Source organism: Streptomyces sp. NPDC015345 (assembly GCF_043078805.1).
Taxonomy (GTDB): Bacteria; Actinomycetota; Actinomycetes; order Streptomycetales; family Streptomycetaceae; genus Streptomyces.
Window position 1 is genome coordinate 98659 of sequence record NZ_JBIBTX010000013.1, and the last position, 13648, is coordinate 112306.

At 71.5% G+C, this 13648-nt stretch carries 16 protein-coding genes; 10 read left to right on the forward strand and 6 right to left on the reverse strand.

From position 1 onward, the window contains the following. Positions 1–184: 184 nt before the first annotated feature. Positions 185–1195 carry an SCO0930 family lipoprotein gene (locus ACF062_RS36625; protein WP_392144170.1) on the reverse strand — a complete coding sequence of 337 codons (1011 nt, stop codon included), beginning with the start codon at positions 1193–1195 and terminating at the stop codon, positions 185–187. Between the two features lie 232 nt (positions 1196–1427). Between ACF062_RS36625 and ACF062_RS36630 the strand changes: the two genes are divergently transcribed. Together ACF062_RS36630 and ACF062_RS36635 are read left to right on the forward strand one after the other, a co-directional pair. Continuing rightward, the gene (locus ACF062_RS36630) at positions 1428–2039 is read left to right on the forward strand and encodes a hypothetical protein (RefSeq protein WP_392144171.1); all 612 of its coding nucleotides are present in this window, start codon (positions 1428–1430) and stop codon (positions 2037–2039) included. A 16-nt stretch (positions 2040–2055) separates the two neighbouring features. Further along, on the forward strand, positions 2056–2820 hold the full coding sequence (locus ACF062_RS36635; protein WP_223778381.1) for a DUF4239 domain-containing protein: 765 nt from the start codon (positions 2056–2058) through the stop codon (positions 2818–2820). 38 nt (positions 2821–2858) lie between these two features. Here ACF062_RS36635 and ACF062_RS36640 read toward each other — a convergent pair whose 3' ends face one another. Next, the gene (locus tag ACF062_RS36640) at positions 2859–3017 is read right to left on the reverse strand and encodes a hypothetical protein (protein ID WP_392144172.1); all 159 of its coding nucleotides are present in this window, start codon (positions 3015–3017) and stop codon (positions 2859–2861) included. Between ACF062_RS36640 and ACF062_RS36645 the strand changes: the two genes are divergently transcribed. The 3 genes from ACF062_RS36645 to ACF062_RS36655 all read left to right on the forward strand — a co-directional run bounded on the left by ACF062_RS36645 (position 3007) and on the right by ACF062_RS36655 (position 5093). Next, positions 3007–3969, forward strand: a complete 963-nt coding sequence (locus tag ACF062_RS36645; protein ID WP_392144173.1) for a LysR family transcriptional regulator — start codon at positions 3007–3009, stop codon at positions 3967–3969. The genes ACF062_RS36640 and ACF062_RS36645 overlap by 11 nt on opposite strands. Positions 3970–4098: 129 nt before the next feature. Next, positions 4099–4305 carry a hypothetical protein gene (locus ACF062_RS36650; protein ID WP_223778379.1) on the forward strand — a complete coding sequence of 69 codons (207 nt, stop codon included), beginning with the start codon at positions 4099–4101 and terminating at the stop codon, positions 4303–4305. Between the two features lie 212 nt (positions 4306–4517). Continuing rightward, positions 4518–5093 (forward strand): hypothetical protein, encoded by a 576-nt coding sequence (locus tag ACF062_RS36655; protein WP_392144175.1) that lies wholly within the window; start codon positions 4518–4520, stop codon positions 5091–5093. A 96-nt stretch (positions 5094–5189) separates the two neighbouring features. Here the strand turns inward: ACF062_RS36655 and ACF062_RS36660 are convergent, their stop codons facing one another. Then, positions 5190–5681: a hypothetical protein gene (locus ACF062_RS36660; protein ID WP_392144177.1), complete on the reverse strand. Its 492-nt coding sequence runs from the start codon at positions 5679–5681 to the stop codon at positions 5190–5192. 349 nt (positions 5682–6030) lie between these two features. Between ACF062_RS36660 and ACF062_RS36665 the strand changes: the two genes are divergently transcribed. Further along, entirely contained in the window at positions 6031–6711 is a 681-nt protein-coding gene (locus ACF062_RS36665; protein ID WP_392144179.1) for a class F sortase, read from the forward strand. Positions 6712–6785: 74 nt separating this feature from the next. Here the strand turns inward: ACF062_RS36665 and ACF062_RS36670 are convergent, their stop codons facing one another. Next, on the reverse strand, positions 6786–7631 hold the full coding sequence (locus ACF062_RS36670; RefSeq protein WP_392144181.1) for a polysaccharide deacetylase family protein: 846 nt from the start codon (positions 7629–7631) through the stop codon (positions 6786–6788). Between the two features lie 271 nt (positions 7632–7902). On the opposite strand from ACF062_RS36670, the gene ACF062_RS36675 reads away from it, so the two are divergent. Both ACF062_RS36675 and ACF062_RS36680 read left to right on the forward strand, forming a co-directional pair. Next, the gene (locus tag ACF062_RS36675) at positions 7903–8364 is read left to right on the forward strand and encodes a universal stress protein (protein WP_392144183.1); all 462 of its coding nucleotides are present in this window, start codon (positions 7903–7905) and stop codon (positions 8362–8364) included. A gap of 119 nt (positions 8365–8483) precedes the next feature. After that, entirely contained in the window at positions 8484–9908 is a 1425-nt protein-coding gene (locus ACF062_RS36680) for an amino acid permease (protein ID WP_392144185.1), read from the forward strand. 6 nt (positions 9909–9914) lie between these two features. Here the strand turns inward: ACF062_RS36680 and ACF062_RS36685 are convergent, their stop codons facing one another. Continuing rightward, positions 9915–11123: a CapA family protein gene (locus ACF062_RS36685; RefSeq protein WP_392144187.1), complete on the reverse strand. Its 1209-nt coding sequence runs from the start codon at positions 11121–11123 to the stop codon at positions 9915–9917. A 397-nt stretch (positions 11124–11520) separates the two neighbouring features. On the opposite strand from ACF062_RS36685, the gene ACF062_RS36690 reads away from it, so the two are divergent. Together ACF062_RS36690 and ACF062_RS36695 are read left to right on the forward strand one after the other, a co-directional pair. Next, the gene (locus ACF062_RS36690; protein ID WP_392144188.1) at positions 11521–12042 is read left to right on the forward strand and encodes a hypothetical protein; all 522 of its coding nucleotides are present in this window, start codon (positions 11521–11523) and stop codon (positions 12040–12042) included. A gap of 74 nt (positions 12043–12116) precedes the next feature. Beyond that, entirely contained in the window at positions 12117–12761 is a 645-nt protein-coding gene (locus tag ACF062_RS36695) for a zf-HC2 domain-containing protein (RefSeq protein ID WP_392144190.1), read from the forward strand. A gap of 23 nt (positions 12762–12784) precedes the next feature. Here the strand turns inward: ACF062_RS36695 and ACF062_RS36700 are convergent, their stop codons facing one another. Next, positions 12785–13645: an Fpg/Nei family DNA glycosylase gene (locus tag ACF062_RS36700; protein WP_392144192.1), complete on the reverse strand. Its 861-nt coding sequence runs from the start codon at positions 13643–13645 to the stop codon at positions 12785–12787. Between the last annotated feature and the right edge of the window lie 3 nt (positions 13646–13648).

Here is a 13648-nt window from a genome sequence, read left to right on the forward strand (position 1 = left end):
GAGGGTGAGGCTACTGATCGTCCGCCAAGGGAGCGAGTCAAAACGGAAATTGGCCGTCCGTTCTCGGTCACTGCCTTTGGCAAGTGCCGTACGCCACACCGAAGGCCGGTCCGTTCCCCTTCCCTTCTGTGGGGGAGGAGGGGGAACGGACCGGCCGGCCGTGCACCGTGGGGGGTCTGGGGGGTTATCGGGGGGCGCCCACCGCCTTGCCGTCAGGGCTCGCCGCGTACCAAGTGCCGCCCACACCCTGCCCGTTGGTGTCGCCGGGCTTCTTGTCGCCGGCGAAGGTGTACAGCGGCCAGCAGTCGATCGTCTGCTGCTTGCCGCCGTCCGGACGGTCGTAGGTCATGTAGCCCTTCTTGTCGATGCCCTTGGTGTCGGCCTTGTCGACGGGGGCGACGGCGGGCCACTTCTCGGCGCAGGCGCCCACGCAGTTGGACTTGATCGGCCAGGCGGAGTCCTTGGTGAAGCGGTAGACGGTCATGCCGTTCTTGTCGACGACGATCTCGCCGAGCTTCGGGTCCTTGCGGGTGGACAGGCCCGCGGGGTCGGCGGGGGCGGCCCCGTCCGGGGCGCTCTCGGTGGGGGCGGTTCCGGCCACCGCGGGCGCGGCCTTCTTGCCGTCGGGGGCCGCCGCGTGCCAGACGCCGCCGACGCCCTGGCCCTTGGCGTCGCCGGGCTTGGTGTCCTTCGCGTACCGGTACATCGGCCAGCCGTCGATGGTGAGCTGCTTGGTGCCGTCGACGCCGGTGACCTCGCCGAGCAGGGACCCGTCGACGCCCGGTGCGGCCTTCGCCCCCTCGGCGGGCGCGGCCGGCCAGAGCTTCAGACAGGCGGCGTCGCAGTTGGACTTGGGCGGCTGGGCGGTGTCCTTGTCGAAGCGGTACAGCGTGAAGCCCGCACTGTCGGTGACGACCTTTCCGAGCTTCTTGCTGTCCCATACGGCGAGCTGACCGGCCGGCTTCGCCTTGGCGCCCGCGCCGTCGTCCGCGGCGCCGGAGTCGGCTCCGTATCCGTCGCCCGCGCCGTATCCGTCACCCTTGGCGGGCGCTTCGTTGCCCACGTTCTGGCCGTTCGGGGACTGGTCGCCCTTCTCCTGGCCGCACGCCGTCGTCAGCGCCAGCAGGGCCGCAGCCGTCGCTACGAGCGAGGCGCTCCGCCTGGCCCGAGGGGCTCGCCCACTTGGATGCCGCATCTGTAACTCCCGCTGTCCGCTTGGGTGTTGTGGCGCCGTTTTGCGTCACACATGGCCCTAGGTACGGGCGGGGGCGGCCGTCGCGTTCAATCGGTCCGCAAACTTTTTTTGCGTGGTCCGGGCGTACAGGGCGGGCGTCCCCGGGCCGGGCGGCGTCAACCGGGGGGCGGTGGCGCCTCCTCCCTTCGGGGCATTCCGCCGCCTTGCGGCATGCATGAGGTGGACGGCGCCCATGATCTCCGTCGTGCATGGAACTTCGCGGGTCCTGTCGTCCGTCGCCACGCGTGTACTCACGCTCCTGGCACTGGCGTTGCTGATCGGCGCCTGCGTCACCACCGGCGCGGCCGTGGCCGCCGACTGCGCGTACGCGTCGATCGGCAAGGGCGGTTCGTCCTCGGGGGGCGGCGCGGTGGCCGTGGCGGGGGGAGGTGACTGCTCGGCGGGGCCGACGCACCGCCCGAAGCCCCCGCCGCCACCGCCACCTCCGCCTCCCCCGCCGCCACCTCCGCCTCCCTCACCACCCGCTCCTCCGCCGCCCGCCGAGCCGCCGCCTCCTCCGAAGGCCCAGGCACCGCCGCCCGCGCCGAAGCCTGCGCCCGAGCCCGCGCCGTCCCTCACCCCGCCCCCGCCACCACCCGCGCCGGAACCGAAGCCGACGGCGGAGCCGAAGCCGAAGCCTCCCGCGCGCACCAGAACGTCCAAGCCACCGCCGCCCGTGACCTATCCGGCGTACCACGCCCCGACCCGTAAGCAGCCGCGCCGCAGCGGCCCGTCCCTCGTCTCGCTCACCCTGCTCATCACGGCGCCCGCGGTGCTCGCCGTCGCCGCGCTCCGCCCGCGCTGACCCGCCGGAGGTTTCCTTGTCGGAATGGCTTGTTCTCACCCTCGCGATGGCGGCCGCTTGCGGTGTCGTGCTCGTCGTGACCCTGCTGCGGCACCGCAGGACCGGCGCGGACTACGACGCGTCGGAGACCCCGGACGTCATCGAGTACATGACCATGATGATCGGTGTCGTGTACGCCATTGTCCTCGGTCTGGCCATCGCGGGCGTCTGGGAGGCGCGCGGCGCCGCCCAGGAACACGTCCGCGTCGAGGCCCAGGCCCTGCACGAGGTCTCGGAGCGCGCCCGGGTGTATCCGGAGGACGTCAGGGACCGTATTCGCGCCGATGTCCACACATATGTCAGCCATGTCGTCACCAAGGAGTGGGACGCCATGAAGTCCAAGGGGGAACTCACCGATCGCGGTGCGGATCTCCTGGCCCGGATCCGCCATGATGTGACCGACTACGAACCGAAATCGGACTTCGAGGCCCAGGCGTACCAGCCGCTGGTCGACGAGGTGGCAGCCGCGGACGACGCGCGCAGCTCACGGGCGGACAGCGTGGGGGCGACCATGCCGGGCGTGGTGTGGTTCGGCCTGATCATCGGGGGTCTGGTCACGATCGGCATGATCTTCGCGCTACAGATCCGCCGTACGCCGCGCGAACTGCTCCTCGCCGGCCTCTTCTCCGCCCTGTTCGCCTTCCTGCTCTTCCTGATCTGGGACTTCGACGCCCCGTACAGCCGGGGCATCGCGGCGACGGCGGAACCGTTCAGGGCGCTCTTCCCACACCTCGGCGGCTGATGCCGCCGCTCATGCCGGGCCCGTCCACGGGCCTCGGCTCAGAACGTGCCCTTCACTTCGGACACGATGGAAACTCGATCAACCCTGCGTTGTTCAGCATCGTCCAATTGAGCGCCGAAAACCGTAATCAACACCTGCTCGGCTGGGCCGAAGGCAACTTTTGGTTGTCCGGCTAGGATGACCGCCGTGGATCTCATCGCCGTGCGCACCTTCGTCACCGCCGTGGACGCGGGGCAGTTCCAAGAAGCCGCCGTCAACTTGTCGATCACGCCGCAGGCCGTCTCCAAGCGCATCGCCGCGCTGGAGAAGGACCTCGGCGTGCGGCTGTTCAGCCGGACGGCCCGTGGAGCCCGGCTCACCATCGACGGGCAGGCGTTCCTGCCGTACGCCCGCGCTCTCCTCCAGGCCGAGGAACGGGCCGCCGCTTCCGTGCGGCCGGGGCGTCGGGCGCTGCGGGTGGACGTGATCGGCCGCCGGGTCTCGGTGGCGGGGCTGTTGCGCGACTTCCATCGCGCGTACCCCGAGACCGAGCTCGACGTCGTGACCCTGTTCGACTCCGCCACGGCCATCGCCGCCGTACGGTCCGGGACGATCGACGCGACCTTCCGCGCCGTGACCATGCCGGGGCGGCCGCTTCCCGACGGGGTGGCGGCCACCGCGGTCTTCGACGAGCCGCTGTACCTGTTCACCGGACCGGACCACGAGTTCGCCGCGGCCCCCTCGATCTCGCCCGCGCAGCTCGCCGGGCGCCGGATCTGGATGCCCGGCAACCTGCCCGGCACCGAGTGGGCCGCCTACTACGACGACCTCGCCGCCTCGTTCGGTCTCACCGTCGACGCGGTCGGCCCCGACTTCGGCATCGAAGCCCTCCTCGACACGATCGCGGCCTCCTCGACGCTGGCGACCTTCGTCAGCGAGCAGACTCCGCTGGTCTGGCCCGCCGGCCACGACCTGCGGCGGATCCCCCTGCGCGACCCGACCCCGGTCTACCCGCACTCGTTGATCTGGCGCACCGACAACCCCCACCCGGCGCTCATCGCGCTGCGTGACCACCTCACCGCCGCCTACCCCGGCCGCCCCGATGACGGCATCTGGACGCCGCAGTGGGCGGCCCAGCCGCCCGCCAAGCCCGCGCCAACTCGCCGTTGACCGGGCGGTGTTGAGGTGAGGCGTATCCGTGCCGCGGCAAGGCGGGGCGGGCGGAGCACAGGCCTGTACCGGCCTCCGATGGCCGTGAACCCTGCTGCGCCGCGCGTCGGTCCGGCGCATTCTGGTGCCATGGCCTGGCAGACACCGATCGTCGTCCATCCGCCCGCCGCCGACGGCGGGCGGCGGGTAACCGTGCGCGGACAGGACGTGGGCGTCGCGCACGGCGACCGCGACCTGGAGGAGTTCCTGCGGCGCGCGGGGCTCGGCGAGGCCGACCTCGCGCTCGACGACCCGTGCCTCGTCGAGTGGCGCGGCGAGCCCCACGTATGGCCCTGAACCCTGGGCTCTGCCCGTTCCCATGCGCGCCGGACCCGACCGGTGCGCCACGCCGGGCCGTTCGCCCGATAGGCGTACCAGGTTGCCCCGTTCGCACGACACCGATCGCGGCCGCGCGGGAGCATACCTAGCGTTTCCGGCATCGAGGTGCATTCCAGGCGTCAGCGGAAGAAGGTCCGCGGCCGCTCCTCGGAGACCCGGAGGATCCACCCATGCACGCGATACGCGTCGCTTCCGCCGCTCTGCTCACCGCCACCGTCCTGACCCTGACGATCCCACCCGCGTCGGCGGCCGTCACGGGCGACGAGAACAACAACATCACCTCGTTCGGCTTCCGCGTGACCCCCTCGACGATCGCCGCGGGCGGACAGGTCACCCTCAGCGTCGACGGCTGCGAGGGCGACACCAAGGTCACCTCCGGGATCTTCGACGACGCCCACATCCCCAAGGGCCAGACGTCCACCACGGCCCATGTGTTCTGGGACGCCAAGCCGGGGGCGATGTACGAGGTGACGTTCGACTGCAAGGGCGAGATCGGCAAGACGGACCTCACCATCGCCACCGGCCGTCCCGACAACAACGGCCACCAGAACCCGGACCAGCGGAACCCGGACCAGCGGAACCCGAACCAGCAGAACCCCGTCCACAAGGGCGTCAAGGCCGGTGTCGGCGGCAGCTTCGGCGGACTCGACCTGCACGAGATCGCCCTCGGCGGCGCCCTGATCCTGGGTGCCGTCGGCACCGCGTACTACAAGGCCCGCCGCCGCACCGGCGAGAGCAACTCCTGACCCGCTTCGCCCCTGGGACGTCCGAGTCCCGGGGGCGAAGCGGTGTCACGGGCGGGCCGCGGCGCGGAAGGGGGGCGCGCCGGGCCGCCCGCCGGCTCAGACCCGGTTCTCGGACCGGCGGCGCATCCAGAACACCCCGCCGCCGACGACGGCCGCGGCCACCAGCGCGCCACCGATCGCGATGTCGGTACCGCTCGCCCCCGACTGCGAGGTGCCGCCGAAGCCACCGCGCACACCTCCGTGGATGACGGTGAAAGCGGCCGGGCGCATGAGCGTCTTGCCGCCGCAGTGGGCCGTGATGTCGTACGCGCCCGGAGTGACGTGCTTGTGGATGACGGCGGTGGCGCTCGACGTGGTGCCGCCGTGGATGGCGTGCAGGTGCGCGTCCGAGAAGGCGGGCGAGGTGATCTTGCCGCCGTGCTGGCACGACGATCCGTCGACCGTGACGGTCAGGTGCCCGCCCCTCGGGATCACACTCGGCATCGCCACGATGTTGGTCGGGTCGGCCCACGCGGAAGCGGTCGGGGCGGCGAGCCCGACGACCGCGCCTGCCGCGGCGGCGACCGCGAGGGCACGAGTGGTACGCATACGAGAAGTACGCATGGCAATCCTCCGCGAAAGGCGCCCCGGGGGTACCGTCCCCGGTCGATCGGTGAGAGCGCCTCCCAGACAGACCCTCAGATGCGGCAGCCGGGCCCGCATTTCGGGAATCGGCCGTCCTGGTGAGACGACACGCCGGGACGTGTCCGCGTCGGCGGGCATCACCGCAGGTCACGGACCGTCAGAAATTTCCTGTCGGGGGCCGACCCGGATGGCGCACCCGACGGGGGCCGCCACCCGTTCGCTCCCGCCCTTTCGCACCCCGCTCGCCCCGCGCTTAGCGTTCTCGTACGCGCTACGGACGCGGCGCGCCCGCCGCGTTGAGAGGGGATAGAGAATGCCTTCGTCCCATCCGGCCGACGATTTCGACTTTCAGGATGCCCAGGAGGACGAAAAGCAGAAGAAGCGCGCCCCGTGGGGTGTGATGGCGCTTGTCCTGCTGACCGGCCTCGCGCTGATCCGCAACGGCTCGGGGGAATTCGACGTGGGCCCGCCGCAGCCCGCCTCCGCCGCGGCGGCCGATCACACGCCCGAGGCGGGCCCCGACGCCCCGGCACCGCTGATCTACTCGCCCGCCGAGCGCATCCGCATCAAGGGCATCCAGGTGGACGCCCCGGTCATCCCGGTGGGCCTGGACGCCGAGGGCTGGGTGGACGCGCCGCCGCCCGAGGACCCGAACCTGGCGGGCTGGTTCACGGGGGCCGTCTCGCCGGGTGAGAAGGGCACGGCGGTGGTCGTCGGCCATGTGGACAACCAGCAGGGCCCCGCCGTTTTCTACGGCCTCGGTTCCCTGAAGAAGGGAAACCACGTCGAGGTCAGGCGCAAGGACAAGAAGACCGCGATTTTCGAGATCTACGGCATCGAGGTGTTCGCGAAGGACGACTTCCCGGGAAAGCGCGTCTACGGGAACAGCGGAACTCCCGAATTGCGGGTCATCACCTGCGGCGGCGGTTTCTCCGAGCAGTCCGGATACGACGGGAACGTCGTGGTCTTCGCCCGCCTGACCGCGGTGCGCTGACACTGCCCTGACAGGGCGCCGGCACGCGGACCGGGCGGGCGGACGGATGGATGGACGGACGGGCGGACGCGGCGTCACATCGCGTAGCGGTTCGGCACCGTGAGGCGGTAGCCCGACGCGAGCAAGTCGGGGAGGTAGGTGCGCAGCGCGGCGACGGTGCCCGAGCGGTCGCCGCCCGCGTCGTGCGAGAGCACGACGACACCGGGAGCCGCGCCCGCGTGCACGCGGCGCACGATGGCCCTCGCGCCCGGCTCCGTCCAGTCGAGGGTGTCGACGGTCCAGGCGAGCGGTTCCATGCCGTACTCGGCGCCCAGCTGGAAGGCGTTGCGGTTCCACGCGCCGTAGGGGGCCCGGAACCACGCGGGGGCTTCGCCGGTCACGTGCTCGATGACGTCACAGGTGCTCTCCATCTGCCGGCGCATGGCGGCCCGGCTGAGCTTGGGCAGCAGCGGGTGGTTCCAGGTGTGATTGCCGATCACGTGCCCGTCGTCGGCCATCTCGCGGAGCAGGTCCTGGTTGTCGGCGGCCATCTCGCCGCACACGAAGAACATGGCGCGGACGCCGTACTGGCGCAGGATTCGCAGGATGGCCGGGGTGTAGCGGGGGTCGGGTCCGTCGTCGAAGGTCAGCACCATCGAGCGGTCGTGCCGGTCCAGGCGCAGGATCGGGGCCTTGCGGACGCGCGGAAGGGCGCGCGCGGCACGTGGGGGGCCGTGGCCGGCCATGGGCTGGAGGCGGTACGCGGACGGCTTGAGGGGGCGCGCGGCCGGTGGGCCCGCGGCGGCGGCGCCGCTGGGCGCGGTGGGGCCCGGGGCGGCCGTGGGGTCCGTGCCCGCGCAGCCGGCGGTCGCGGTGAGGCCGAGTGCCGCGGCGGCGCGGAGCACCATCCGGCGCCCTGGAGTCAGCTGATCGTCTTTCATGACTAATCCGTCGCACGGCCGAAGGCCCGTGCGGGACAACAACACCGGGGCGGCCCCCGAAAGCACCCGATCAGACGCGGCGGGCGAGAAGCGCCCCGAAGGGGCGCGGGGAACTGCGCGACCAGCCACACACGGCCCGTGGCGACCGACCGGAAGAACGCCGCAGCCGCGAGCGTCCCGAGCAGCTCCAGGGCAAGTGCGCGGAACGCCTGCCCACAAGCGGAGCGCGCCTGCCCACAAGCGGTCGGTGTGCCTCCGTTAACCTCTCGGCGTGAGCGAAGACCAGTCCCACCAATTCGAACGCGGCACCGACGGGCCCAAGGTGATCGTCGCCGGAGTCGACGGCTCCGATTCGTCGCTGCGGGCCGCGGCGTACGCCGCCGGCCTCGCCCGGCGTCAGCGGGCCCTGCTCGCCGTCGTCTACATCCAGCCGGTCCTTGCGGCGGGCGCCGCGCTCGGCGTGCCGGTGGCCGACACCACGGATGAGATCGCCGAGGGGCTCATCGCGGAGATCAGGGCCGCGGCCGAGCGGGTGAAGGACATATTCGACGTCAGATGGGAGTTCCACACCTTCCATGGCGACCCCTACAGCGGCCTCGTCACCGCCGCCGACGAGCTGAAGGCCGACGCCGTGGTCGTCGGCGCCTCCGAGCAAGCGGGCCACCGCATCGTCGGCTCGGTCGCCGTGCGTCTGGTGAAGGCGGGCCGCTGGCCGGTCACCGTGGTGCCCTGACGGCCCCGCTCCGGATGAACGCCTCGTGCACATAGGGGTGTGGCGTCTTCCGTCCCGTCGCCCGCTGGGCCATCATGATCCGCCATCAGCCGATCGGCTTCTGCGAAGAGGTGGAGCTCATGGCGGGACTCCGTATGGGGCAGGGCGTGCTGCGCCGCAAGCCCATCGAGCACATCGAGGAGACGGAGGCGGGCGGGGGCCTGTCGCGTTCCCTCGGTCTCTGGCAGCTCACCGCCATCGGCGTCGGCGGCATCATCGGCGCCGGCATCTTCAGCCTCGCGGGAGCCGTGGCGAACGGCACGGCGGGGCCCGCGGTGCTGATCTCCTTCCTGATCGCGGGGGTCGCGAGCGCGGCCGCCGCGTTCTCCTACGCCGAGTTCGCGGGCATGATCCCGAAGGCCGGTTCCGCGTACACGTACGGCTATGTGGTGCTCGGCGAGCTGACCGGCTGGTTCATCGGCTGGGACCTGCTCCTGGAGTACACGGCGATCGTCGCGGTCGTCGCGATCGGCATCTCGGGGTACTTCGGCTTCCTCGTCGAGGAGATGGGCGCGGAGCTGCCGGCGTGGATGATGGGGGCGCCCGGCACCGGCGACGGCCACAAGGTCGACCTCTTCGCCGCCGTGCTGTGCCTGTTCATCGCGTATCTGCTCACCCTCGGCATCAAGAACGCCGCGCGCTTCGAGATGGTCGTGGTCGTGCTGAAGGTGCTCGTGGTGCTGGTGGTGATCGCGGTCGGCTTCTTCCACATCGACACCGGCAACTACGACCCGTTCTTCCCCTACGGGGTCAGCGGCGCGTTCACGGGGGCCGCGACCGTGTTCTTCGCCGTCTTCGGATACGACGCCATGAGCACGGCCGCCGAGGAGTCCAAGGACGCGCAGCGGCACATGCCGAAGGCGATCCTCTACTCCCTCGCCATCTCGATGGTGCTGTACGTGCTCGCCTGCCTGGTCCTGACCGGCATGCAGAGCTACACGGAGGTCGATCCGGAGAGCGGGTTCTCCACGGCCTTCAAGTCGGTGGGGCTCGGCGGTCTCGCCGACATCATCGCGGTCGGCGCGATCATCGGCATCCTCACCGTGATGTTCACGTTCATGCTCGGCTGCACGCGCGTGTGGTTCTCGATGAGCCGGGACGGTCTCCTTCCCAAGTGGTTCGCGAAGACGCACGAGACCCGGCACGTGCCGACGCGCGTGACGTGGATCGTCGGCATCGCGTCGGCCGCCATCGCCGGGTTCCTGCCGATCGGCGAGGCCGCCGAACTCACCAACATCGGCATCCTGCTGGCGTTCGTCGTGGTGTGCGTCGCGGTGATCGTGTTGCGCTACAAGCGCCCCGATCTGCCGCGCACCTTCCGCTGCCCCGGCATGCCGTTCGTGCCCGCGATCGGCGTCGTCTTCTCGCTCTGGCTGATCACGTTCCTCCAGTGGCAGACCTGGGCGCGGTTCGCCGTGTGGTTCGGCCTGGGTCTCGTCGTGTACTTCGGCTACTCCTACCGAAAGTCGGAGCTGGCGAAGGCGGAGCGGGACGCCGTCGAGTAGTCCCCGCTACTCGCCCATCACCAGGCCGTCCTTGCCCGCTCCCCTGCTCAGCACCACGCGGCGGATCCGGTCGCGTACGCCGCGGACGTCCGCCCTGCGGCCGAGTGCGGCGTTGAGGTCGACGACGCGGCCCGCGGCCGGGTCGAACCACATCGGGATGAACTCGGCCTTGCGCACCTTCCACCGTCCGCCCGGCGCGGCCGGTCGCGCGAAGGTGAAGCGGCCGATGGAGTTCTGGTTGCCGCGCGGGTCACGGGCACCCTCGTAGTTGGTCATGCTGCCGGCGATCTGATCGCCCATGCCGTAGATGACCCAGGTGCCGTTCACCTTCTCGTACGCCTGGGGGACGTGCGCGTGCGTGCCGATGATGAGGTCGATGTCCGGGCGGCCGCCCGTGCGGGACTTCGTGAGCCGCTTGCCGAGGCTCAGCTGCTTCCGGTCGGGCGCGTCCTGCCACTCCGTGCCCCAGTGCAGGCTGACGACGACCACGTCCGCGCCCGCCTTCCGTGCCGCCCGGGCGTCCGTGACGATCTTGCCGCGGTCGATCAAGTCGACCGACCAGGGCTTGCCCTTCGGCATGGGGTAGCCGTTGGTGCCGTACGTGTACGCGAGCTGCGCGACCTTGGCGCCGCCGGCCCGCAGCCACGCCGGCTTCTTGTCCTCGGCGGCGGAGCGGGCCGTTCCGGCGTGCTTGACGCCCGCCTCGTCGAGCGCGTCCAGGGTGCGGCGCACGCCCGCCGCGCCGTCGTCCAGGGAGTGGTTGGAGGCGGTCGAGCACGAGTCGTACCCGGTGGCCTTGAGGGCGCGGGCGATCTGTGGCGGGGACTTGAAGTCGGGGTAGCCGCTGTAGTCGCCCTTCTCGCCGTACACCGTCTCCATGTGGCAGATCGCGAGGTCGGCCCGGGAGACGACCCGCTTGGCGCCCTTGAGCATCGGTACGAAGTCGTGGCCGTTGCCGGCCGCGTCGGCGGCGGCCTGGCGGATGACCGAGGAGTGCGGCAGGACGTCCCCGGAGGCGACGAGGGTGAAGCCGCGCCGCTCGACCGCGCTGCCGCTCGCCGGGGAGTGGGCCGGGCCGGGGTCCGAGGGGCCGGTGCGGTGTGAGTCGCCCCGGGGGGCGGCGGACTCGGCGGGCCGCCGTTCCGGCTGCGGCGCGCAGGACGAGGTGCCCGTGATGAGGAGAGCCGCGGCCGCGCCCGTCGCGGCAATGGCCACGGGCCGCCGCCCGGCCCGGGGCGCCGGCCTCGGCCTCGGACGAGGTGTGGCCCGTGGGGTGCCTGCGACCCCTGTGAGCTGTGCATTCCTTGCGTGCTGCGTCATCGATCAAGCTCCGCGAAAGGGTGGATGTCAGGTGATATGAATAGATGTACGGAGTTGGCGATGAAACAGGCAGCTATACCGCCGCAGTCCCCGAAAGGGAGTCAAACCATTAGGCCCTGTGACGCGAACAACACAAGGCTGCTCACCTGCGGGGAAACCGTCCGCCGGGTCAAGGCTCCGTAAAACGCCTTGCTCAGCACCCCCGTTGAGTAATCGGCTGTCCTCGTCCGTGTTCCGGAATTGGGGGGCCAGAGGCCGGTGACGCGCACGGACCGGAGGAAGGCGGAGCGGGATGCTGCACGAGAGCAGAGGCAACACCGAGGGCCCCCAGGGCGGCGGCGAACTGACGGTGCCCATGGCGTGGTTGTACGCCGAGTACATCGCCGACGAGCTGTTGCGCACGGGCGATCTGATGCCGCCCACATCGTTCGAGTACCGCGCGGGGCGTGACGCGCTCGCGCTGACGATCTTCCTGTCGGACAGCCGGGGTGAGCTCTCCGGGATCCGGGTGATCACCCAGCTGGAGACGTGGCTCTCCCTGACGGAGTACGACCAGGCCTGGCAGGACTGGGTGCGTGAGCGCATGGAACTGCTCCTGGAGGAGGCCGCGGGGCAGGCCGGGCCCGGCCCCGACGTGGAGCTGGCCGAGCTGGCCTGGCGGTGGCTGGAGGAGACCGAGCTGCTCGCGCCGGATCTGGACGCCGTGCCGGGCGGCGGGGCCCTGCCGGGCGGCGAGGAGGACGGGCCGAAGGTGTGGACGCCCGCCTGGCGGCTCGGGCTGCCGCTCGGACACCTCGCGATCCACCTGTTCTGAGGAGCGCCCCTTGAGTGATTCGGCGGCCCCTTGCGTACCGGAGGGCAAGCAGCACCTCTCACGTAAGGAACGCCATGAGGTCCCTGGAGCGGCACCGTGACGCCGGTGCCTACGCGCTCGGCGTGCTGGACGAGGCGGACGCGTTCCGGTTCGAGGACCACCTCGTGGGGTGTCCCGCGTGCGTCCTCGCGCTCGATGAACTTGACTTTCCCGCACGCCAGTTGGCGTGCTACGACCGGGCGACGCCCGCCGCGGTGGCGCCGTGCGCGGTACCCGGCGCGGCGCTCCTGGAGGGGGCCCTGCGCGAGGTCGGCCGGCGGCACGCGGTGCGGCGCGGGGCGTGGCGGTGCGCGCTCGTCCTCGCCGTCGTACTCGTCCTCGGCGCGCCCGCCGTGGCGCTGATGGCGGCCGCCGGTTCCGGTCCGGAACGGATCAGCGCGCGGGACGCCCGCAGCGGGGTCGCCGGCACGCTGACGGCTCGCGACCGCGCCTGGGGCACGGAGCTCGCACTCACGGTCAGGGTCCCGGCCCCCGAAGCGCGGGTCTGCGCATTGGTCGCCGTCGGCAGGGACGGCGCGGAGCACACCGCCGCGACCTGGCACACCCGCGCGGCGCGGACCGTGGAGGTGCCGGCCGCCGCGGCGCTGCGGCCGGAGCGGACGGACCGGTACGAGGTGCGGACGGCGGACGGGGAGCGGCTGCTGACGCTACGGCCATAGCGGCACAACGCCGCGGAGGGCGCTCACTTCAGCAGCCGCGAGAGCCTCCGGTCCGCCAGCGGTTTCCCGCCCGTCTGGCAGGTGGGGCAGTACTGGAGGGAGGAGTCGGCGAAGGACACCTCCCGGATCGTGTCGCCGCACACGGGACACGGCTCACCGGTGCGGCCGTGCACGCGCAGCCCGCTCTTCTTCTCCGCCTTGAGACGGCCCGCCGCCACACCGCGCGAGCGCTCCACCGCCTCCGTCAGCGTGGTCCGCAGCGCCTGGTGCAGCCCGCGCACCTCCTGTTCGGTGAGACGTGACGTCAGCTTGAACGGGGACATGCGGGCCGCGTGCAGGATCTCGTCGCTGTACGCGTTGCCGATGCCGGCGATCAGGCTCTGGTCTCGCAACGCTCCCTTGATCTGCCGCCGTTCGCCCGCCAGGAGCCGCGCGAACCGCTCCTCGTCGAAGTCGGGGGCGAGCGGGTCGGGCCCGAGGCGGGCGATGCCCGGGATCTCCTGCGGTGCCTCGGTCACGTACACCGCGAGGCGCTTTTGGGTGCCGGCCTCCGTGAGGTCGAAGCCCTCCCCGGTGTCCAGGGCGACGCGCAGCGCGAGCGGGCCCTTGCCGGGGCGTGGGGTGCCGTCGGGCAGCCGGTCCTTCCACTGGAGCCAGCCGGCGCGGGCGAGGTGCGTGACGAGGTGCAAGCCGTCGGCGTCGATGTCCAGGAACTTGCCGTGCCGTGCCACGGAGGTGACCGCGCGGCCTTCGAGGGCGGTGAGCGGCGGGTCGTACGTCTTGAGGACGCTGATCGCGACGGGCAGCACGCGTACGATCTCGCGGCCGACCAGCTGGTCCGTCAGAAAGGCTTTGAGCGCCTCTACTTCGGGCAGTTCCGGCATGGC

Excerpts from the sequence above, each read along its gene's own strand:
- ACF062_RS36670 (WP_392144181.1), bottom strand. The coding sequence starts at position 7,631 with ATGAAAGACGATCAGCTGACTCCAGGGCGCCGGATGGTGCTCCGCGCC.
- ACF062_RS36690 (WP_392144188.1), top strand. The coding sequence starts at position 11,521 with ATGCTGCACGAGAGCAGAGGCAACACCGAGGGCCCCCAGGGCGGCGGC.
- ACF062_RS36665 (WP_392144179.1), top strand. The coding sequence starts at position 6,031 with ATGCCTTCGTCCCATCCGGCCGACGATTTCGACTTTCAGGATGCCCAG.
- ACF062_RS36630 (WP_392144171.1), top strand. The coding sequence starts at position 1,428 with ATGATCTCCGTCGTGCATGGAACTTCGCGGGTCCTGTCGTCCGTCGCC.
- ACF062_RS36640 (WP_392144172.1), bottom strand. The coding sequence starts at position 3,017 with ATGAGATCCACGGCGGTCATCCTAGCCGGACAACCAAAAGTTGCCTTC.
- ACF062_RS36650 (WP_223778379.1), top strand. The coding sequence starts at position 4,099 with ATGGCCTGGCAGACACCGATCGTCGTCCATCCGCCCGCCGCCGACGGC.
- ACF062_RS36700 (WP_392144192.1), bottom strand. The coding sequence starts at position 13,645 with ATGCCGGAACTGCCCGAAGTAGAGGCGCTCAAAGCCTTTCTGACGGAC.
- ACF062_RS36655 (WP_392144175.1), top strand. The coding sequence starts at position 4,518 with ATGCACGCGATACGCGTCGCTTCCGCCGCTCTGCTCACCGCCACCGTC.
- ACF062_RS36625 (WP_392144170.1), bottom strand. The coding sequence starts at position 1,195 with ATGCGGCATCCAAGTGGGCGAGCCCCTCGGGCCAGGCGGAGCGCCTCG.
- ACF062_RS36660 (WP_392144177.1), bottom strand. The coding sequence starts at position 5,681 with ATGCGTACCACTCGTGCCCTCGCGGTCGCCGCCGCGGCAGGCGCGGTC.
- ACF062_RS36695 (WP_392144190.1), top strand. The coding sequence starts at position 12,117 with ATGAGGTCCCTGGAGCGGCACCGTGACGCCGGTGCCTACGCGCTCGGC.
- ACF062_RS36680 (WP_392144185.1), top strand. The coding sequence starts at position 8,484 with ATGGCGGGACTCCGTATGGGGCAGGGCGTGCTGCGCCGCAAGCCCATC.